At 58.4% G+C, this 20125-nt stretch carries 17 protein-coding genes and 3 tRNA genes; 15 read left to right on the top strand and 5 right to left on the bottom strand.

Features of this window, described 5'->3' with window-relative positions:
* Positions 1 to 7 precede the first annotated feature (7 nt).
* Complete coding sequence (locus SGN16_RS09760) at positions 8 to 259, top strand: hypothetical protein (protein WP_210643733.1); 252 nt, start codon at positions 8 to 10, stop codon at positions 257 to 259.
* Positions 260 to 285: 26 nt separating this feature from the next.
* Positions 286 to 1035: a TerC family protein gene (locus SGN16_RS09765; protein ID WP_210643734.1), complete on the top strand. Its 750-nt coding sequence runs from the start codon at positions 286 to 288 to the stop codon at positions 1033 to 1035.
* Between the two features lie 76 nt (positions 1036 to 1111).
* Here the strand turns inward: SGN16_RS09765 and SGN16_RS09770 are convergent, their stop codons facing one another.
* On the bottom strand, positions 1112 to 1273 hold the full coding sequence (locus SGN16_RS09770) for a hypothetical protein (RefSeq protein WP_210643735.1): 162 nt from the start codon (positions 1271 to 1273) through the stop codon (positions 1112 to 1114).
* Positions 1274 to 1495: 222 nt separating this feature from the next.
* On the opposite strand from SGN16_RS09770, the gene SGN16_RS09775 reads away from it, so the two are divergent.
* Together SGN16_RS09775 and SGN16_RS09780 are read left to right on the top strand one after the other, a co-directional pair.
* The gene (locus SGN16_RS09775) at positions 1496 to 2173 is read left to right on the top strand and encodes a peptidase C39 family protein (protein WP_335944844.1); all 678 of its coding nucleotides are present in this window, start codon (positions 1496 to 1498) and stop codon (positions 2171 to 2173) included.
* A gap of 100 nt (positions 2174 to 2273) precedes the next feature.
* On the top strand, positions 2274 to 2480 hold the full coding sequence (locus tag SGN16_RS09780; protein ID WP_210643737.1) for a DUF6021 family protein: 207 nt from the start codon (positions 2274 to 2276) through the stop codon (positions 2478 to 2480).
* 51 nt (positions 2481 to 2531) lie between these two features.
* Here the strand turns inward: SGN16_RS09780 and pbpG are convergent, their stop codons facing one another.
* Together pbpG and folD are read right to left on the bottom strand one after the other, a co-directional pair.
* The gene (gene pbpG, locus SGN16_RS09785) at positions 2532 to 3470 is read right to left on the bottom strand and encodes a D-alanyl-D-alanine endopeptidase (protein WP_210643738.1); all 939 of its coding nucleotides are present in this window, start codon (positions 3468 to 3470) and stop codon (positions 2532 to 2534) included.
* Positions 3471 to 3826: 356 nt separating this feature from the next.
* Positions 3827 to 4681, bottom strand: coding sequence for a bifunctional methylenetetrahydrofolate dehydrogenase/methenyltetrahydrofolate cyclohydrolase FolD (folD, locus tag SGN16_RS09790; RefSeq protein WP_210643739.1), 855 nt, complete (start codon positions 4679 to 4681; stop codon positions 3827 to 3829).
* A gap of 281 nt (positions 4682 to 4962) precedes the next feature.
* On the opposite strand from folD, the gene SGN16_RS09795 reads away from it, so the two are divergent.
* From SGN16_RS09795 to SGN16_RS09840, 10 genes are all read left to right on the top strand, one after another.
* Positions 4963 to 5039 (top strand) — tRNA-Arg (locus SGN16_RS09795).
* Between the two features lie 40 nt (positions 5040 to 5079).
* Positions 5080 to 5155, top strand: a tRNA-His gene (locus SGN16_RS09800).
* A gap of 58 nt (positions 5156 to 5213) precedes the next feature.
* Positions 5214 to 5298: transfer RNA gene (locus SGN16_RS09805), tRNA-Leu, on the top strand.
* A gap of 422 nt (positions 5299 to 5720) precedes the next feature.
* Positions 5721 to 7031 carry a trigger factor gene (gene tig / locus SGN16_RS09810; RefSeq protein ID WP_210643740.1) on the top strand — a complete coding sequence of 437 codons (1311 nt, stop codon included), beginning with the start codon at positions 5721 to 5723 and terminating at the stop codon, positions 7029 to 7031.
* 93 nt (positions 7032 to 7124) lie between these two features.
* Positions 7125 to 7766, top strand: coding sequence for an ATP-dependent Clp endopeptidase proteolytic subunit ClpP (clpP, locus tag SGN16_RS09815; RefSeq protein WP_003183177.1), 642 nt, complete (start codon positions 7125 to 7127; stop codon positions 7764 to 7766).
* Between the two features lie 107 nt (positions 7767 to 7873).
* Positions 7874 to 9157: an ATP-dependent Clp protease ATP-binding subunit ClpX gene (gene clpX / locus SGN16_RS09820; RefSeq protein ID WP_013692650.1), complete on the top strand. Its 1284-nt coding sequence runs from the start codon at positions 7874 to 7876 to the stop codon at positions 9155 to 9157.
* Between the two features lie 160 nt (positions 9158 to 9317).
* On the top strand, positions 9318 to 11714 hold the full coding sequence (gene lon / locus SGN16_RS09825) for an endopeptidase La (RefSeq protein WP_210643741.1): 2397 nt from the start codon (positions 9318 to 9320) through the stop codon (positions 11712 to 11714).
* Between the two features lie 148 nt (positions 11715 to 11862).
* Entirely contained in the window at positions 11863 to 12135 is a 273-nt protein-coding gene (locus SGN16_RS09830; protein ID WP_003183171.1) for an HU family DNA-binding protein, read from the top strand.
* A 224-nt stretch (positions 12136 to 12359) separates the two neighbouring features.
* The gene (locus SGN16_RS09835; protein ID WP_210643742.1) at positions 12360 to 14231 is read left to right on the top strand and encodes a SurA N-terminal domain-containing protein; all 1872 of its coding nucleotides are present in this window, start codon (positions 12360 to 12362) and stop codon (positions 14229 to 14231) included.
* A 226-nt stretch (positions 14232 to 14457) separates the two neighbouring features.
* Positions 14458 to 15273: a DUF2242 domain-containing protein gene (locus tag SGN16_RS09840; protein ID WP_210643743.1), complete on the top strand. Its 816-nt coding sequence runs from the start codon at positions 14458 to 14460 to the stop codon at positions 15271 to 15273.
* Positions 15274 to 15575: 302 nt separating this feature from the next.
* Here SGN16_RS09840 and SGN16_RS09845 read toward each other — a convergent pair whose 3' ends face one another.
* Together SGN16_RS09845 and SGN16_RS09850 are read right to left on the bottom strand one after the other, a co-directional pair.
* The gene (locus tag SGN16_RS09845) at positions 15576 to 16613 is read right to left on the bottom strand and encodes an AraC family transcriptional regulator (protein WP_210643744.1); all 1038 of its coding nucleotides are present in this window, start codon (positions 16611 to 16613) and stop codon (positions 15576 to 15578) included.
* 2 nt (positions 16614 to 16615) lie between these two features.
* Positions 16616 to 17746 (bottom strand): carbon-nitrogen hydrolase family protein, encoded by a 1131-nt coding sequence (locus SGN16_RS09850; RefSeq protein WP_335944843.1) that lies wholly within the window; start codon positions 17744 to 17746, stop codon positions 16616 to 16618.
* A gap of 205 nt (positions 17747 to 17951) precedes the next feature.
* Between SGN16_RS09850 and SGN16_RS09855 the strand changes: the two genes are divergently transcribed.
* Positions 17952 to 19991 (top strand): NADPH-dependent 2,4-dienoyl-CoA reductase, encoded by a 2040-nt coding sequence (locus tag SGN16_RS09855; protein WP_210643746.1) that lies wholly within the window; start codon positions 17952 to 17954, stop codon positions 19989 to 19991.
* Positions 19992 to 20125: the final 134 nt, after the last annotated feature.

A 20125-nucleotide genomic window follows, 5' to 3' on the forward strand; every position in this document is an offset into this window, starting at 1 on the left:
TGACTCCATGACGTACAAAACCCTGGGACTTGCAGCTTTGTTAGTGATGTCTTCAATGGCACTGGCGGGTTGTGAACAGGCTGAAAAAAGCGCCCAGCAACTGATGGGGCAGGCAGCGGAAACTGCCAAGCAGGCAATCGACGAGACCCACAAGGCCGCCGAACAGGCCATCAGCGAAGCCACTGGTGGGTTGATCAGCCCCAAGAAGAAGTCGGAGGACGACGCTAACGCATCCGAATCCTCTACCCAAACCATCTAACTCGTCACATCAGTCAGGACTGAACCATGGATTATCTTTTACAGCTCGCCGCCAGCCCCACCGCGTGGATCGCCCTGGCTACCCTGGTTGTCATGGAAATCGTGCTCGGCATCGATAACCTGATCTTCATTTCGATTCTGACCAACAAGCTGCCCGAACAGGATCGTGCCAAGGCTCGGCGGATCGGTATCGGCATGGCGTTGATCCTGCGCCTGGGCTTGTTGAGCACCATTGCCTTCATTGTGCAGTTGACCGAACCGGTCATCGAGATCCTTGGCCAGGCGTTCTCCTGGAAGGACATGATCCTGATCGCTGGCGGTCTGTTCCTGTTGTGGAAGGCCACCACTGAAATCCACCACAGCATGGACCCGGAACCCAATGATCCGAAATCGGCAACCTCTGGCGTGACCTTGGGTTTTGCCGCCGCAATCGGTCAGATCCTGATGCTGGACCTGGTATTCTCCATCGACAGCATCATCACCGCCGTGGGCATGACCGAGCATTTGCCGATCATGATCATTGCCGTTGTGGTGTCGGTACTGGTGATGCTGCTGGCGGCCGAACCGCTCGCCAAGTTCATCAATGACAACCCGACGGTGGTCATGCTGGCCCTGGGCTTCCTGATCATGATCGGTATGACGCTGATCGCCGAAGGCTTCGGGGCCCATGTGCCGAAGGGCTACATCTACGCAGCCATGGCGTTCTCGGCGGCGATCGAGGTGTTGAACATGCTGTCCCGTCGTGCCAGGCAGAAGGCGTTGGCCGACAACGCCTGATTCCAGGTAGATAAAAACAAGCCTCCCGGGTCTAGGGCCCGGGAGGTTTTTTTATGAGTTTTGAACGGTGGATGGTTCAGTGCGCGGCAGCGTGGCCTCTTGAGGATTTTGCGGTTTTTTCCACTTGTGCAGGCGCGTGATGATGGCGGCGGGTGATCCGCAGCACGCCCCACAGCATGGCCATCGCTACGCTCAGCCAACCGAATATCAGCATCAGAATTGTCGTCGTCAGGCTCATCTGTGCCTCCTAGCACCCAGGTTCAGGGCGCGCAATCAGTACAGTAGACAGTCTAGTCGACCAAGTGTTGCAGGCAGTCGATCGGGAGCACCGAGGACGGAGCGGTTCGTTCTATCACGCGGGGGCGACTGTTGTTTAAGGCTATACCCAGGCCTGTGCGCGCCTTATGATCGACGGCCCAAGCATGGCCCGAATATCGGGTGCCTGAACAAGAGAGTCATAATGTTGCCGGTAATTTCCTCTTTTCGATCACTGGTACTGGCGACGGCTTGCCTGGCGGCCCTGGCGGGCTGCGCGGGCAGCATGTCGCCACAGATCAAGCGTCTGCCCGAGCGGGTGGAACTCAACAGCGTGCCGTTCTTTCGTGGCGAAATGTACCAGGGCGCTCCACAGTCGCTGGCCGCCCTGCTGACGCTGCAAGGCACCGTGATTACACCGGGGCTGTTGGAGAAACCGTTGCACCTGCCAGGAGGCGAGGCCGCTTTGCAGCAGAATATACAAACCCTGGCGCGGGAGTATGGGCTGGTGGTGTATCCCCTCGACGACACGCTGCCAGCGCTGTTGGAGCAGGTTGCCGCGGGTTATCCCGTGTTGCTGCGCTACACCGGTGGGACGGCGTTCTGGTCCGGGCCGCGCTACGGGATTCTCGCCGGTTATAACCGGCAGAAGCAGACGGTCTTGCTGCGCTCAGGGATGAACCGGCGACAGCTGATGAGCTTCAGCGCGTTCGAATCGGCCTTCAAAAGCGCAGGCGGTTGGGCGGTTCTGCTCCAGCGTCCTACGCAGTTGCCGGCCAATGTCAACTCACAGCGCTGGCTGAAAGCGGCGGATGAGCTCGCCGGGGCAGGGCAGGAGCAAGAAGCGGCCCGGGCTACCAAAGCCCTGAACACCGTCCACTGATCGCTCGCCCCGTTCGTCACCTGTCGGGCACGACCCGGCACGCCTGAGGCTCCTATCTTCAGGGTCCGGAGTTTCCGGGCCATGATTCGAGGAGGCAGGCATGGCACAGTCGAAAACACCTACAGGGCCCCATTCTTCAGAGCATTCTTCCGGTGACGATGAATTGGGGTTCGATCCCGATTCCCCGGATCTCGGCGACCCGCAAGTCGATCCGATAGGACCGGCCAAGGCGCCCCGGGATGATGAGGATAAGCAGCAACAGCCTCGTTCCGAGGCCTATGATCCGCTGGGTAACCTTAAGCCTTGATGAACAAAAAAGCCCCGACGAATCGGGGCTTTTTTTAGGGCGACGCGCGGTTTACTGCGACGCTTCTACCACACCGCTCTGGCGGCTCTTGAGGTTCTTCGCTGCTTTGTATTGAAGGGCAACAGCCGGCACGTTGGCGCTTTTGCCGGTTTCTACCCAACTACGAATGCGGCTGGCATCGGCGAAGTGGGTGTATTTGCCGAAGGCGTCAAGGATCACCAGCGCCATCGGACGATTACCCATTTTTGTCACCAGCACCAGGCAGTGGCCAGCCTGGTTGGTGAAGCCGGTCTTGGTCAGCTGGATGTCCCAATTGGCCTTGTGGATCAGGTGATCGGTATTGCGAAAGCCCAGGCTATACACCGGTTTGCGGAAGGTGACGGTTTTTTCCTTGGTCGTGCTCAGCTCGCTCAGCAGCGGATACTTACGGGCGGCGATCAGTAGCTTGGTCAGGTCCCGGGCGGTGGAAACGTTGTGGATCGACAGGCCGGTGGGCTCGACATAATGGGTGCTGGTCATGCCCAGCGACTTGGCCTTGGCGTTCATGGCTGCGATGAATGCCGCATACCCGCCTGGGTAATGATGCGCGAGGCTCGCGGCGGCGCGGTTTTCCGAGGACATCAGGGCGATCAGCAGTACGTCCCGGCGTGACAGTTCACTGTTGAGCTTGACTCGGGAAAACACACCTTTCATCTCTGGCGTGTTGGCAATAGTGATGGAGATATATTCATCCAGGTTCTGTTTGGCATCCAGCACGATCAGGCCGGTCATCAACTTGGTGACCGAGGCGATCGGTACCACCACGTCCGGGTTGCTGGAATAAACGACTTTATCTGTCTGCAGATCAAGCAGGATCGCACTGCCCGAGGCGACTTGAAGTTTTGAAGTGTCTCGTGGGGCCGCGATGGTTTCCTGCGCGTCGACATTTTGCGTGATAAAGGTGCCTGTGAAAGCGATGAACAGGCTAAGGATCGAAAGACGGATTTTCACGCGAGTAGGCTCGATGGAGTTGAAGGTGCCGTTGGCGACGGTTTTCTAAAAAACGTCGCATTTTATGAGTATGGGCGACAGCAGCGCTATATGCCTGTGCCGCAGGGGCTTGTGAATAAATAAAGTTTAATGAAGGGAGATTCTGGCGAATCGAATCTGAAAAATTTGTAATTTGGGGGATTTCAGTAACAACCACCGACGGTTGTCTGTCGATTCAAGAGCGGACGACCAAAGCACCTGTGGGAGCGAGCTTGCTCGTGATAGCGGTATGTCAGCCACCATTGATGCTGGCTGATCCGAGGCTATCGCGAGCAAGCTCGCTCCCACAGGGGGGGCGGCTGGATTGAAGCGGTGTATCAGCTATGCAGCGTTTCGGCCGCGTAGAGCGTGTTTTCCAGCAGGCACGCGCGGGTCATCGGGCCGACGCCGCCTGGTACGGGTGTGATCCAGCCGGCGCGGGGCAGGGCGGTCTCGTAGACTACGTCACCCACCAGCTTGCCGTCTTCCTGGCGGTTGATGCCCACGTCGATGACGATGGCGCCTTCCTTGATCCATTCACCTTTCACCAGGCCGGGCTTGCCGGCGGCGACTACCACCAGGTCGGCGCGCCCAACGTGGCCCGCCAGGTCCTTGGTGAAACGGTGGGTCACCGTGACTGTGCAGCCGGCCAGCAGCAACTCCATGGCCATCGGTCGGCCAACGATGTTGGACGCGCCCACGACGACTGCATCAAGCCCATAAAGGTCCACGCCGGTGCTTTCCAGCAGGGTCATGATGCCTTTGGGGGTGCAGGGGCGCAGCAACGGGATGCGCTGGGCCAGACGGCCGACGTTATAAGGATGGAAACCGTCGACGTCTTTGTCCGGGCGGATACGCTCCAGCAGTTTGGAGGCGTCGAGGTGTTCGGGCAGGGGCAGCTGGAGCAGGACGCCGTCGATATTCGGATCGTCGTTCAGGCGATCAATCAGCTCGGCCAGCGCTTGTTGAGTGGTTTCGGAAGGCAGGTCGTAGGCCTGGGAAAGGAAGCCGACCTCTTCACAGTCTTTACGCTTGTGCGAGACATAAACCTGAGAGGCAGGATCGCTGCCGACCAGAATCACCGCAAGGCCAGGCGTGCGCAAGCCTTGCTGGCGGCGCTCGGTGACGCGTTGGGCGATCTGCTGGCGCAGGCTGGCGGCGATCGATTTGCCGTCGATAAGTTGTGCAGTCATTGCGCGTGGTTAACCATCGAGAGGGGAAAAAAAGAGAACGCATTCTCGCATGCCGAGGCGTGAGGGCAAAGGCGCTTGGTCTGCAAATTCCCCTAAGCCCTTTAATTAAATGAATTTTTTTTAAAAAAGAGTTGACGACCTATCAGGCCGTCTATAACATTCGTCGCACTTGTCGGGCACAGCCTAGCACTGGTTAAGAAGGTGGAGCGGAGTTAGTTGTTTGAACTCGGCAAAGCTGAAAGCACTTAGTTTGTAATCGTCCAAGAATACAGATTAAAAAGGCGCCCGTAGCTCAGCTGGATAGAGCATCCGCCTTCTAAGCGGATGGTCGCAGGTTCGAGTCCTGCCGGGTGCGCCATTAGGCAGCTTTGGCACAAGTAACGCAACAAGGCAATATGGTGGGCGTAGCTCAGTTGGTAGAGCACGGGATTGTGACTCCCGTTGTCGTGGGTTCGATCCCCATCGTCCACCCCATATTCTAGAAAGGCGCCAGATTTAACGGTCTGGCGCCTTTGCTTTAAAAGCTTGATACGCGGATGTGGTGGAATTGGTAGACACACTGGATTTAGGTTCCAGCGCCGCAAGGTGTGAGAGTTCGAGTCTCTCCGTCCGCACCATACAAGTCGCTATTTAAATAGCAGAAAACGGCGCAGTACCTGAAAAGGGCTGCGCCGTTTTTGTTTTCAATGGTTCTGTGTTGTTCGTCAGCCCCGGTTTTGGGGGCGTGCGCAGTGATCGGTTCGTCGCGATTGTGTTTCGTGATGATGCGCGGGGTGCCCGTCGGTCTCCTTGCGGGGCCGGGAGCTGCGAGTTCGGATACCGTGCTTCTATATATAGGCGCGTTGGTGCAGAGCCTTGGGCTGATCGACTGTATTTGCAATCCGGGCGGGGCATGAGCGTTTGTCCCGTCCTTAAATTCGGCGCTTGTTTCCTGCGCGTTTTCAGTAGGGTGACTTCTTGAGTTTGACCTACTAGAATGCATGCCCTTGATTCTGGGGTCGGAAACGCCCGGCCAACGTCTGTGCAACGAGGAATATCCATGCAAGTTTCTGTTGAAAATACTTCTGCTCTTGAGCGCCGCATGAGCATCACCGTGCCGGCTGAGCGCATCGAGACTCAGGTCAACAAGCGTCTGCAGCAGACTGCCCAAAAGGCCAAAATCCCAGGTTTCCGCCCAGGCAAAGTGCCAATGAGCGTGATCCGTCAGCGTTACGAGGCTGATGCGCGTCAGGAAGCCGTGGGTGACGTGATCCAGTCTTCGTTCTACGAAGCGGTTGTCGAGCAGAAGCTGAACCCGGCTGGCGCTCCATCCGTCGAGCCTAAAGTGCTGGAAAAGGGCAAGGATCTGGAGTTCGTCGCCACGTTCGAAGTGTTCCCTGAGTTCACTGTTGCCGGTTTCGAGTCCATCGCCGTCGAGCGTCTGAGCGCTGACGTTTCGGACGCTGACCTGGACAAGATGCTGGACATCCTGCGTAAGCAGAACACCCGTTTCGAAGTGGCTGATCGTGCTGCCCAGAACGAAGATCAACTGAACATCGATTTCGTCGGCAAGGTCGACGGTGAAGTGTTCGCTGGCGGTTCCGCCAAGGCTACCCAGCTGGTACTGGGTTCCGGTCGCATGATCCCTGGCTTCGAAGACGGCCTGGTCGGCGCCAAAGCCGGTGAAGAGCGCGTTCTGAACGTGACCTTCCCTGAGGACTACCAGAACCTGGACCTGGCTGGTAAAGCCGCCGAGTTCACCGTGACTGTCAACAGCGTTTCCGAGCCGAAACTGCCGGAGCTGAACGAAGAGTTCTTCGCCCAGTTCGGTATAAAGGAAACCGGTCTGGAAGGTTTCCGCACCGAAGTTCGCAAGAACATGGAGCGTGAGCTGCGTCAGGCCATCAAGTCCAAGGTCAAGAATCAGGTTATGGACGGTCTGCTGGCCTCCAACCCTATCGAAGTGCCAAAGGCTCTGCTGGACAACGAAGTGAATCGTCTGCGTGTGCAGGCTGTTCAGCAGTTCGGCGGCAACATCAAGCCGGACCAGCTGCCTGCCGAGCTGTTCGAAGAGCAAGCCAAGCGCCGCGTTGTGCTGGGCCTGATCGTTGCCGAAGTGGTCAAGCAGTTCGAACTCAAGCCTGACGAAGCCCGCGTTCGCGAGCTGATCCAGGAAATGGCCTCGGCCTACCAAGAGCCTGAGCAGGTTGTGTCCTGGTACTACAAGAACGACCAGCAACTGAACGAAGTCCGTTCGGTTGTGCTGGAAGAGCAAGTTGTGGATACTGTTCTGCAGAAAGCTAGCGTGACCGATAAAGCGGTCTCTTACGAAGAAGCGGTCAAGCCGGTGGAAGCTCCACAAGCCGATTGATTGTTCTGCGGTAAGAAATACACACCCATAAGCCAGCCTTCGCGCTGGCTTATGCGTATTCAAGACATAACTATTTGGGAGTGACTGCGAGACATGTCCCGCAATTCTTTTTATCAGCAGAGCTCTGACATCCAAGCCGCAGGCGGCCTGGTCCCGATGGTTATCGAGCAGTCCGCCCGTGGCGAGCGTGCCTATGACATCTACTCGCGTCTGCTCAAGGAACGCGTCATCTTCCTGATCGGCCCCGTTGAAGACTACATGGCCAACCTGGTCGCGGCGCAATTGCTGTTCCTTGAAGCGGAAAACCCGGACAAGGATATCCATCTGTACATCAACTCACCTGGCGGTTCGGTGACTGCGGGCATGTCGATCTACGACACCATGCAATTCATCAAGCCAGACGTTTCCACCATCTGCATCGGCCAGGCCTGCAGCATGGGCGCGTTCCTGCTCGCCGGTGGCGCAGCGGGCAAGCGTCACTGCCTGCCTAACTCGCGCATGATGATTCACCAGCCACTGGGCGGTTTCCAAGGCCAGGCGTCGGATATCGATATCCATGCCAAGGAAATCCTCCATATTCGTTCGCGCCTGAACTCGCTGCTGGCCCATCACACCGGGCAAAGCCTCGAAACCATTGAGCGTGACACCGAACGTGACAACTTCATGAGCGCAGAGCGTGCGGCCGAATACGGTCTGATCGACTCCGTGATCAACAAGCGTCAAATGCCTGCCTAAGCCGCTCAAAATGCAGGTGGTTGGGATGACCGGCCGCCTGCGGGCTTGAAAAAGCCCGCAATTGCCTTCATCTTGTGTTGCAAGCCTATCGGATTTGGATCGATCGAATGACTGACACCCGCAACGGCGAGGACAACGGCAAACTGCTTTATTGCTCCTTCTGTGGCAAAAGCCAGCATGAAGTACGCAAATTGATTGCCGGTCCCTCGGTCTTCATTTGCGACGAGTGCGTCGACCTGTGCAATGACATCATCCGCGAGGAGGTGCAGGAAGCCCAGGCCGAAAGCAGCGCGCATAAATTGCCTTCGCCTAAAGAAATCAGCGGCATCCTTGATCAGTATGTGATTGGTCAAGAACGTGCGAAAAAGGTACTGGCCGTAGCGGTGTACAACCACTACAAGCGCCTGAACCAGCGTGACAAAAAGAATGACGACGTCGAACTCGGCAAGAGCAATATCCTGCTGATCGGCCCGACAGGCTCGGGTAAGACCTTGCTTGCCGAAACCTTGGCTCGTTTGCTGAACGTTCCGTTCACCATCGCCGACGCAACCACCCTTACCGAGGCGGGTTACGTAGGTGAAGATGTCGAGAACATTATTCAGAAGTTGTTGCAGAAGTGTGATTACGATGTGGAGAAGGCCCAGATGGGCATCGTCTACATCGATGAAATCGACAAGATTTCCCGCAAGTCCGACAACCCGTCCATTACCCGGGATGTTTCCGGTGAGGGCGTGCAGCAGGCCTTGCTCAAGTTGATCGAAGGCACGGTCGCTTCCGTTCCGCCCCAGGGTGGTCGCAAGCATCCGCAGCAGGAATTCCTGCAAGTCGACACCCGTAACATCCTGTTCATTTGTGGTGGTGCGTTCTCCGGTCTGGAAAAGGTTATCCAAAACCGTTCCACCCGCGGCGGCATTGGTTTCAACGCCGAAGTGCGCAGCAAGGAAGAGGGTAAGAAGGTTGGTGAGTCCCTGCGTGAAGTCGAGCCTGACGATCTGGTCAAGTTTGGTCTGATCCCAGAGTTCGTGGGGCGTCTGCCGGTTCTGGCGACGCTGGACGAGCTGGACGAAGCCGCGTTGATGCAGATTCTGACCGAGCCGAAAAACGCTCTGACCAAGCAATATGCCAAGCTGTTCGAAATGGAAGGTGTAGACCTGGAGTTCCGTTCCGACGCGCTGAAATCGGTCGCCAAGCGTGCCCTGGAGCGTAAAACCGGTGCCCGTGGCCTGCGTTCGATTCTTGAAGGTGTATTGCTCGACACGATGTATGAAATCCCCTCGCAGTCCGAGGTGAGCAAAGTCGTGATCGATGAAAGCGTTATAGAAGGCAAGTCCAAGCCATTGTATATCTATGAAAACAATGAGCCGGCTGCCAAGGCTGCACCGGACGCTTAAGCGTCCTGTTGCGGTAACAAAGGAGGGGCCTTCGGGCCCCTTTGCTTTTAGCGCGTTTTAGACGTGTCTTGCGCTTGTTTTTTTTCAAGGCTGCCCCCATCTTGGTTTCAAGCTTACTTCCATCTGTTTCCGGCCTTGTGGCCGCCGTAGAGGCGAAATCATGAAGACAACCATCGAATTGCCTCTCCTGCCATTGCGTGATGTCGTGGTGTATCCGCACATGGTTATCCCGCTGTTCGTGGGGCGCGAGAAGTCCATCGAAGCTCTCGAGGCTGCGATGACGGGTGACAAGCAGATTCTCCTGCTGGCTCAGAGAAACCCTGCTGACGATGATCCTGGCGAGGACGCGCTTTATCGCGTAGGTACGATTGCAACGGTTCTGCAACTGCTCAAGCTGCCTGATGGCACCGTCAAGGTCCTGGTCGAAGGCGAGCAGCGCGGTACCGTTGAGCGTTTCAGCGAAGTGGACGGCCATTGTCGGGCCGAAGTATCGCTGATCGAAGAAGTCGATGCGCCTGAGCGCGAATCAGAGGTGTTTGTCCGCAGCCTGCTGTCTCAGTTCGAACAATACGTTCAGTTGGGCAAGAAGGTGCCCGCCGAGGTCCTGTCGTCGCTTAACAGCATCGACGAGCCCGGACGCTTGGTCGATACGATGGCGGCCCACATGGCCCTCAAGATCGAGCAAAAGCAGGAAATTCTCGAAATCATCGATTTGTCCGCCCGTGTCGAGCACGTACTGGCATTGCTCGACGGCGAAATCGATCTGCTGCAGGTCGAGAAACGCATTCGTGGTCGCGTCAAGAAACAAATGGAGCGCAGCCAGCGCGAGTACTACCTGAATGAGCAGATGAAGGCCATTCAGAAGGAGCTCGGCGACGGCGACGAAGGCCACAACGAAATCGAAGAGCTGAAAAAGCGCATCGATGCCGCAGGTTTGCCCAAGGACGCACTGGCCAAGGCCCAGGCGGAGCTGAACAAACTCAAGCAAATGTCGCCGATGTCGGCCGAAGCTACCGTGGTGCGTTCCTACATCGACTGGCTTGTCCAAGTGCCTTGGAAAGCCCAGAGCAAGGTACGCCTGGACCTGGCTCGCGCCGAAGACATCCTCGACGCCGATCATTACGGTCTGGAAGAAGTCAAGGAACGCATCCTCGAATACCTCGCCGTACAAAAGCGCGTGAAGAAAATTCGTGGCCCGGTTTTGTGCCTGGTTGGCCCGCCAGGGGTCGGCAAGACCTCTCTGGCCGAGTCGATTGCCCACGCCACCAATCGTAAATTCGTCCGCATGGCCCTCGGTGGTGTGCGCGACGAGGCGGAAATCCGTGGTCATCGGCGTACCTACATCGGGTCCATGCCAGGAAGATTGATTCAAAAGATGACAAAGGTGGGTGTGCGCAACCCGTTGTTCCTTTTGGATGAAATCGACAAGATGGGCAGCGATATGCGTGGCGATCCCGCCTCTGCGTTGCTCGAAGTGCTCGATCCTGAGCAGAATCACAATTTCAACGATCACTATCTGGAGGTCGACTACGACCTGTCAGACGTGATGTTCCTTTGCACCTCCAACTCCATGAACATTCCGGCGGCGTTGCTGGACCGGATGGAGGTGATTCGTCTGCCGGGCTACACCGAGGACGAAAAGATCAACATCGCCGTCAAATACCTTTCGCCCAAGCAAATCCAGGCCAACGGCTTGAAAAAGGGCGAACTGGAATTTGACGCCGACGCGATTCGCGACATCATCCGCTACTACACTCGCGAGGCTGGTGTGCGTGGCCTGGAGCGGCAAATTGCCAAGGTCTGCCGCAAGGCGGTCAAGGAGCATGCGCTGGAAAAACGCTTCGCGGTCAAGGTCACTTCGGACCTGCTGGAGCACTTCCTGGGTGTGCGTAAATTCCGCTACGGCCTGGCCGAGCAGCAGGATCAGATCGGTCAGGTGACCGGTCTTGCGTGGACTCAAGTGGGTGGTGAGTTGCTGACCATCGAAGCGGCAGTGGTTCCGGGCAAGGGGCAGTTGATCAAGACCGGTTCCCTGGGTGACGTGATGGTCGAGTCGATCACCGCAGCGTTGACGGTGGTTCGTAGCCGCGCCCGGAGCCTGGGCATCCCCGTGGACTTCCACGAGAAGCGCGACACGCATATCCATATGCCTGAAGGGGCGACGCCCAAGGACGGCCCGAGCGCTGGCGTAGGCATGTGCACGGCCCTGGTATCGGCACTGACGGGCATTCCGGTGCGCGCCGATGTCGCCATGACGGGGGAAATCACGCTGCGTGGCCAGGTATTGGCGATCGGTGGCCTGAAGGAAAAACTGCTGGCGGCGCACCGTGGCGGGATCAAGACCGTGATCATTCCTGAAGAGAATGTTCGCGATCTGAAGGAAATTCCTGACAACATTAAGCAGGATCTTCAGATCAAACCGGTTAAATGGATTGACGAGGTCCTGCAAATTGCGCTGCAATACGCGCCGGAGCCCTTGCCGGATGTGGCTCCGGAGATAGTCGCGAAGGACGAAAAGCGCGAGTCTGACTCTAAGGAAAGAATTAGTACGCATTAATACGCATTTGCCTGGGGGGCTTCCTTGACAGTTTTTTAGAGCCCTTGTTATAAAGCGGCTCTTAAGTGTCTGTAGGCCATTCAGCACTCGTTTTTGCTTTCACCAAAAAAACTTAGAATCATCTCAAATAGATATAAGGGGACTTAGAGTGAACAAGTCGGAACTGATTGATGCTATCGCTGCATCCGCTGATATCCCGAAAGCTGCTGCTGGCCGTGCGCTGGACGCTGTAATCGAATCCGTCACTGGCGCTCTCAAGGCCGGCGACTCCGTGGTTCTGGTAGGTTTCGGCACCTTCTCCGTGACCGACCGCCCAGCTCGTACCGGTCGCAACCCGCAGACTGGCAAGACGCTGGAAATCCCTGCTGCCAAAAAGCCGGGTTTCAAAGCTGGTAAAGCACTGAAAGAAGCCGTTAACTAAGGTTTCATTGAGTTTATCCGGGTCGGGGTCATGCCTGGCTTGGCAGCGGAGCGGTAATACGACCGGTTGCTACCGGTGTGTGACGCCAGGGCTTGCGGGTTCGAGCCCGGTCCGCTCCGCCAGTTACGAGAAGGCGCATCCTCGGATGCGCCTTTCTTCTATCCGGATTCTACCCACGCTCCACGGTTGCCTAATTTTGAAGTTCAACCGTTTCTGGGGGACGCATGCTGCAGAATATCAGGGACAATTCACAAGGCTGGATTGCCAAGACCATCATCGGGGTCATCGTCGCGTTGATGGCGTTGACCGGTTTCGATGCCATTTTCAAAGCCACCACCAACAGCAACGAAGCGGCCAAGGTCAACGGCGAAAACATCAGCCAGAACGAGCTGAGTCAGGCGGTCGATATGCAACGCCGTCAGCTCATGCAACAGCTGGGCAAGGATTTTGACGCCTCCCTGCTGGACGAAAAGATGCTGCGTGAATCGGCGCTCAAGGGCCTGATCGATCGCAAGCTGTTGCTGCAAGGTGCACACGACGCGAAATTCGCTTTCTCCGAAGCCGCGCTGGATCAAGTGATCCTGCAAACGCCTGAGTTTCAGGTCGATGGCAAGTTCAGCCCCGAGCGTTTCGATCAGGTGATCCGCCAGCTGGGTTACAACCGCCTGCAATTCCGTCAGATGCTGGCTCAGGAAATGCTGATCGGTCAGCTGCGTGCCGGCCTGGCTGGCAGCGGTTTCGTCACCGATGCGCAGGTCCTGGCATTCGCCCGCCTGGAAAAGCAGACCCGTGATTTCGCTACCTTGAACATCAAGGCTGATCCGTCGGCCGTGAAGCTGACCGATGACGAGGTCAAGGCTTACTACGACAAACACGCCAAGGAATTCATGACGCCCGATCAGGTGGTCATCGATTACCTTGAGCTGAAGAAGGCCTCGTTCTTCGATCAGGTCAGCGTCAAGGACGAAGACCTGCAAGCGGCCTATCAGAAAGAAATCGCCAACCTGTCCGAACAGCGTCGGGCTGCGCACATTCTGATCGAGGTGAACGACAAGGTCACCGAAGCCCAGGCGAAGGCGAAGATCGAGGAGATCCAGGCGCGTCTGGCCAAAGGCGAGTCGTTTGAAGCCCTGGCGAAGGAGTTTTCCCAGGACCCGGGTTCGGCAAGCAACGGTGGCGATCTCGGTTATGCCGGTCCAGGCGTCTATGATCCGGAATTCGAAAAGGCACTGTATGCCTTGAACAAGGATCAGGTATCGGCACCGGTGCGCACCGATTTCGGTTTGCACCTGATCAAGCTGCTGGGTGTTGAAGCGCCTGAAGTCCCGACGTTTGCCAGCCTCAAGGACAAGCTGACCCGCGAGCTGAAAACCCAACAGGTGGAGCAGCGTTTCGTGGAGGCGACCAAGCAACTGGAGGATGCCTCGTTCGAAGCGTCCGACCTGGCGCAGCCGGCCCAGGACCTGAAGCTGACCGTCCACACCTCGGCACCGTTCGGGCGTGAAGGCGGAGAGGGCGTTGCGGCCAATCGTGCCGTGGTTACCGCCGCGTTCAGCCCGGAAGTGTTGGATGAAGGGGCCAACAGCGCCGCCATCGAACTGGACCCGGAAACTGTCGTGGTGTTGCGTGCCAAGGAGCACCGCAAGCCTGAGCAGATGCCGCTCGAAAGCGTCGCAGGGCCCATTCGGGCTCAACTGGCCAAGGAGCACGCCAGCGAGGCTGCCAAGGCCCGTGGGGATGAGTTGATCGCTAGCCTGCGTGATGGCAAGACTGCGCTGGATAAACCGGTCGTCGGTCAAAGCTGGAAAGTCAGCGAAGCGGCAACCCGCAACCAGGAAGGTATCGACCCGGCGGTGCTGCAGGCACTGTTCCGCATGCCCAAGCCTGAGTCCAAGGACAAGCCGACGTTCACCAGCGTGACCTTGCCTGACGGCAGCGTGGTGGTCGTGCGTCTGAACGGCGTGAACGAAGCAGCGGCACCAACCGACGAAGAGAAGGCGCAGTACCGTCGCTACCTCGCTTCGCGTATCGGCCAGCAGGACTTTGCGGCTTATCGCAAGCAGTTGGAGAGCCAGGCGGACATCAAGCGTTTCTAAATGCCTTGATGGCTTGCTGATCGAAGACCCCGGCCGAAAAGCCGGGGTCTTTTTTTATGTCTGGTTGTTGCTAATGGCAGGGTGTTCGTCGATCCATCGGGATTGCTTCTTTTTCCTGCAAACAACCCCCAGTAGACTTGTAACCCGTTTAAGTCGTGATTACTCACGCTGCCGAGCCGCGTTCTGTTGCACAATACGCCCCGGACTGTTTTTCTCAGGATGTTCAATGTTCATATCACCTCACATGCGCACCATCGGGCTTGCGTTGGCGTTGGCCGCCGCAGCCGGTTGCTCGTCCAAGAAAGCCGCCATTTACGAGCATGAAAACTTCGATGATTCCGGTACGTTCTCGCGCACTTATCCAGTGAGCGATGCGGCGACCTGTGAAGCCGGGCGTCGGGCGTTGCTCAGTCAGGGCTACATCATCACCAGCAGCGATGCGAAACTGGTCAGCGGTCACAAGAGCTTTCAGCAGACCGGCGAAACCCACATGGAGATCAGCTTCAACCTGGTCTGTGCCGAAGACGGCGGTGCTGGACACCGTGCGACCATGTTCGCCAACGCCCTGCAGGACCGCTATGCCCTGAAGAAGACCAACAACTCCGCCAGCCTGGGTGTGGGAGTGCTGGGCTCGGTGTCGATGCCGATCGGCTCCTCAGATGATTCGATGGTCAAGGTCGCCAGCGAAACCGTATCGGCGGCCAAGTTCTACGAGCGGTTCTTTGCTCTAGTGGAGCTGTTCTTGCCACCTGAAGCGAAAAAGGCTGTCGAGAACGTCGAGAAGCCAAAAGCTGAACTGGGCGTCCCGGAAACCAAGCTCGAACCGGCGGCGCTGGTGCCTGCTCCTGAGCCCGCCGCACCGCAGGCCGCGCCAACGCCAGTGGAAGCCGCTCCCGCAGCCTCGGAGCCGATCACCCCGCCAGCCGAGCCGGCACCGATTGCTCCCGAGTCGTCCGAGCCCGCGCCGGCGACAGAAACCATCACTGCGCCACCGCCCAGTACGTTGGCGCCTCCGAGCGAGCCAATCCAGCCACTCCCTTGAGGTCCGGCAAGAGGATAATCCCTTGCCACACCTTCACAGGGTAATTTCCCGACGCTGTGCTACGTTTAATTCATGAAGCTTTTGCTTCATGTTTTGTTCATAAAGCAGCTTTATGCTGATTCCAACGCCATCAGGCATCGGTTTCAACGACAGGGGAAGGACTCGTAATGGATGATTATCAGGAAGAGCTGCTGGAATACCAGGCGTATGAACTGGACCCGCTGGAACCCGCCGAGGACGCGACGGAGTTGTAGGGGGAAAGTTGCCTGCACGCCTCAAGTTGCAAGCGGCAATCTTTAAGCTCAGTAACTCCTATGACTGCGCCGAAACTCTCCAGGCGTCTGGTCGTTCCAGCGCTTGAAGGCACGTTGGAACGCTTCGGCTGAGGCGAAGCCCAACAGGTAGGCGATTTCGCCGAACGCCAGTTCAGTCTCGCGGATGTAGGTCATGGCCAGGTCGCGGCGAGTGTCATTGAGGATTGCGCGATACTGCGTACCCTCTTCGGCCAGTTTGCGGCGTAGGGTCCAGGTCGGCAGCTTCAAGCGTGCCGCCACTTCTTCCAGGTCGGGTTCCCGACCGCCATTGAGCAACGGCCCCAACAGTTGGATGATGCGCTCGCGCAAACTGCGGGTGCGGGTCAACTGTTCCAGCTCCTGTTCACACAACTTAACCAGATGCCGCCAGGTACTCGGGCAATGTTGCCGGTTGCGCCGGGCGAGACTGTCCAGGCCCAGGCGCAGCTGATTCTGCTGGGCGCCAAACTGGATCGGACAATCACCGAGCGTGCGGTAGGCTTCCACGTACGCCGGTTCTTCGAATTCGATCTCTATGCGTTCGGCCCTTAGCGCGATGTCGCTCACACTGGAGAGCTGCGTCAGCCAGCCAGCGATGATCGAGTCTACGACGAAGCGGTTGTAGGCGTTATACGGACTGATGGAGTAAAACCGCAGCCAAGCGCCCCGGGCGTCCTCATGAAAACTCGACTGGCCGCGATAGTTGGAACCGTATAGGGGCTCGAAGCGGATCATGCAGCGCGCGGCTTCGCGTACTGTCGGCGCCTGGGCGGCGGTGACGCCCGCCAGCCCAGCCTGGCTCAAACGGCTGAGTTGACCCATACGCAGGCCCAGTGCCGGGTCCTGGGTCTGCTGGATCGCCGCGTGGCCCAGGCGCATGTAGCGTGGGATCGACAGTCGAGCCCCGGGTTCGGCCAGGCGCGCGGCATCCAGACCGTACTGCTCAAGCAGGGGTTGAGGGTCCTGCCCATGGCTGGCGACCGCATCCGCCAGGCTATGGACGAAGCCTACTGACAGATCCCCCAAGCGCATCGGTTGCGGTTTCATGTTCACAACCAAAGGTTCAGCAGACGGGCGCCACGAGCCTCGCCGTCGGGGAAGTGTTCGCCGTTGTGGCTGATGAAACTCTGGCCTGCGCTGGCGCTGTCCCAGAACTGGCCCCGCAGGAAGACGCTGACGCCAGCTGTGGCCCGGCTGGTGGGCAGTTGGCTAGTCAGCGTCAGGCGATGCCAGGCCTGGCCTTCGCTGACTTCGCCTGGCTTGAGGCTCACTTCGCTCGGCGTGGACAGGCCTTTGTAACCACCCCAGGGCTTGTTCCACGTGTCGCGACCGATGATGAAGGCGGGCACGGCGATCAGTTGTGCGCCTTGGTCATCGAGTTGCCGATAGTGGCGGGGGTACCAGCTGTCGCTGCCGATCAGCACGCCCAGGCGCCCGGCAGGGGTATCGATGACGCGGGTTGCGTTCGGGGGGGCGGCCCCCAGTACGTCTCGTTGTTCGAACACGGGATGTTGTTGGCGCTGGGGCTGGCCGATTGGTCGTCCGTCGCGACCGAACACCAGGCTGCTGTTATACAGCGCGCCGCGGCCAATCTTCAGTTCACCTTCGCTGACGCTGGGTTCAGGCAGCACGATGGAGCCGGCCACCAGAGTCACGCCGAATTCCTTGGCCAGCCCGCCAAACAGTGCCTGATAGTCATGGGCCATGGTATCGGCCTTCATGCGCAGGTAGGCATCGTCCAGTCGGTTGTCACCTTGAGCACTGAACAAGGCGCGGGTAAACGCCAGCGGATTGCTGACCGCCAGCCAGTTCATGGCGTCCTTCAATGTGGCAGCCTGATACAACTCGTCTTTTTCACCGCTGACCATCAGCCAGGTGCCGATGTGCTCGGGCAAGACCACGATGGTTTTGTCATTGAGAAAGCCCAGGTCGCGAGCGTTTTGCAAATAGGCCGCCAGTTTGCGACGCAGGTGCTCGGGGCTCTGGTAGTCGGTGGGAAATAACTCGGGTTGGATGCCCAACAAGTTGCCCCGGTCGGCGGGTGTGCCCTGGTCGACCGCCAGGTTGATGCGAAGGTCTGACAGGTAATGGCCCGCCGGACGGTCCATCGTCCACAGTGCGTAGGTGATCAGGGCGGCAATCAAGGCCAGTGAAAACAGCAGGTACAGAAATTTGCGCATGGGGACAGTCAGCGGCCGTGTGCGGATTCAATGACTAGGGTAGGGCCCACCGTGGGCGTTGCCAAGGGGCGCTGCGCATTTGGATCATTAAGTTGTCAGTTACGGTCATTGAGTGAGCGCATCCTGGCTCTTAGGCTGTCGGTCATGACAGAGGGAAGCCGCAGAGCTTCCGTATTTCCCGTGATTGCCCGTTGTGGAGTGACCGATGACCGCCTCTCATTACCCGCACCTGTTGGCCCCGTTGGACCTGGGTTTTACCACGTTACGCAACCGTACCCTGATGGGGTCGATGCACACGGGGCTGGAAGAAAAGCCCGGCGGTTTCGAACGCATGGCGGCCTATTTTGCCGAGCGGGCCCGAGGCGGCGTGGGCCTGATGGTTACTGGTGGTATCGGGCCGAACGACGAGGGCGGCGTGTACTCCGGTGCCGCCAAGCTGACCACTGAAGAAGAGGCCCGCAAGCACCAGATCGTCACCCGCGCCGTACACGAGGCCGGTGGCAAGATCTGCATGCAGATCCTCCATGCCGGGCGCTACGCCTACAGCCCCAAGCAAGTGGCGCCGAGTGCGATCCAGGCGCCGATCAACCCGTTCAAGCCCAAGGAACTGGACGAGGAGGGTATCGAAAAGCAGATCAGCGACTTCGTCACTTGTTCGGTACTGGCTCAGCAGGCCGAATATGATGGTGTCGAGATCATGGGCTCGGAGGGTTATTTCATTAACCAGTTCCTGGCAGCCCACACCAACCACCGTACCGACCGCTGGGGCGGCAGCTATGAAAACCGCATGCGTCTGCCGGTGGAAATCGTGCGACGGGTGCGCGAGGCGGTCGGTCCGAATTTCATCATTATCTTTCGCCTGTCGATGCTCGATCTGGTGGAGGGTGGCAGTTCCTGGGACGAGATCGTCCAATTGGCCAAGGCCATCGAGCAGGCCGGCGCGACGATTATCAACACCGGTATCGGTTGGCACGAAGCGCGAATTCCCACTATCGCCACCAAGGTTCCGCGAGCGGCGTTCAGCAAGGTCACGGCCAAGCTGCGCGGTTCGGTGAATATTCCACTGATCACTACCAACCGTATCAACACTCCGGAAGTGGCCGAGCGGATCCTGGCCGAAGGCGACGCCGACATGGTCTCCATGGCGCGGCCGTTCCTGGCCGATCCGGACTTCGTCAATAAGGCCGCGGCGGGCCGTAGCGATGAAATCAACACCTGCATTGGCTGCAACCAGGCCTGCCTGGACCATACCTTTGGCGGCAAGCTCACCAGTTGCCTGGTGAACCCGCGGGCCTGTCACGAAACCGAACTCAACTACTTGCCGGTGACCCAGGTGAAGAAAATCGCCGTGGTCGGTGCCGGCCCGGCCGGGTTGGCTGCCGCTACGGTGGCGGCCGAGCGGGGTCACCAGGTGACGCTGTTCGATTCGGCCAGCGAAATCGGCGGCCAGTTCAATATCGCCAAGCGTGTGCCAGGCAAAGAGGAGTTCTTCGAAACCCTGCGTTACTTCAATCGCAAGTTGCAGACCACGAATGTCGAGCTGTGCCTCAACACCCGGGTGGATGTGGCGCGACTGGTGGCGGGCGGTTACGACGAGATCATCCTTGCCACCGGCATCGCGCCGCGTGTGCCGGCGATTGCTGGAGTGGAGCATGCCAAGGTGTTGAGCTACCTGGACGTGATCCTGGAGCGCAAGCCGGTAGGCCATAGCGTAGCGGTAATCGGTGCCGGCGGTATTGGCTTCGACGTATCGGAATTCCTGGTCCATCAGGGCGTTGCCACCAGCCAGGACCGTGAAGCGTTCTGGAAGGAGTGGGGGATCGACACCCAGCTCCAGGCGCGCGGCGGCGTGGCCGGGATCAAGGCCGAACCCCACGCACCGGCACGCCAGGTGTTCCTGCTGCAGCGCAAGGCATCCAAGGTCGGTGACGGCCTGGGCAAGACCACTGGCTGGATTCATCGCACGGGCCTGAAGAACAAGCAGGTGCAGATGCTCAACAGCGTCGAGTACCTGAAGATCGACGACGAAGGCCTGCACATTCGCATTGGTGAAGCTGGCGAGCCGCAAGTGCTGGCAGTGGACAACATCGTGATCTGCGCCGGCCAGGATCCGCTGCGCGAGTTGCAGGAAGGCTTGGTGGCGGCGGGGCAGAATGTCCACCTCATTGGCGGTGCCGACGTGGCGGCGGAGCTGGACGCCAAGCGGGCGATCAACCAGGGTTCGCGGTTGGCGGCGCAGTTGTAAGGTACAGCCCAAGGACAACCTGGTCCTCTGTGGGAGCGAGCTTGCTCGCGATGACGGCATTACATTCAACATCCATGTTGACTGGTCCGACGCCATCGCGAGCAAGCTCGCTCCCACAGAGGGATGGGGGGGAA

Source organism: Pseudomonas sp. G166, from assembly GCF_037027455.2.
Classification (GTDB): domain Bacteria; phylum Pseudomonadota; class Gammaproteobacteria; order Pseudomonadales; family Pseudomonadaceae; genus Aquipseudomonas.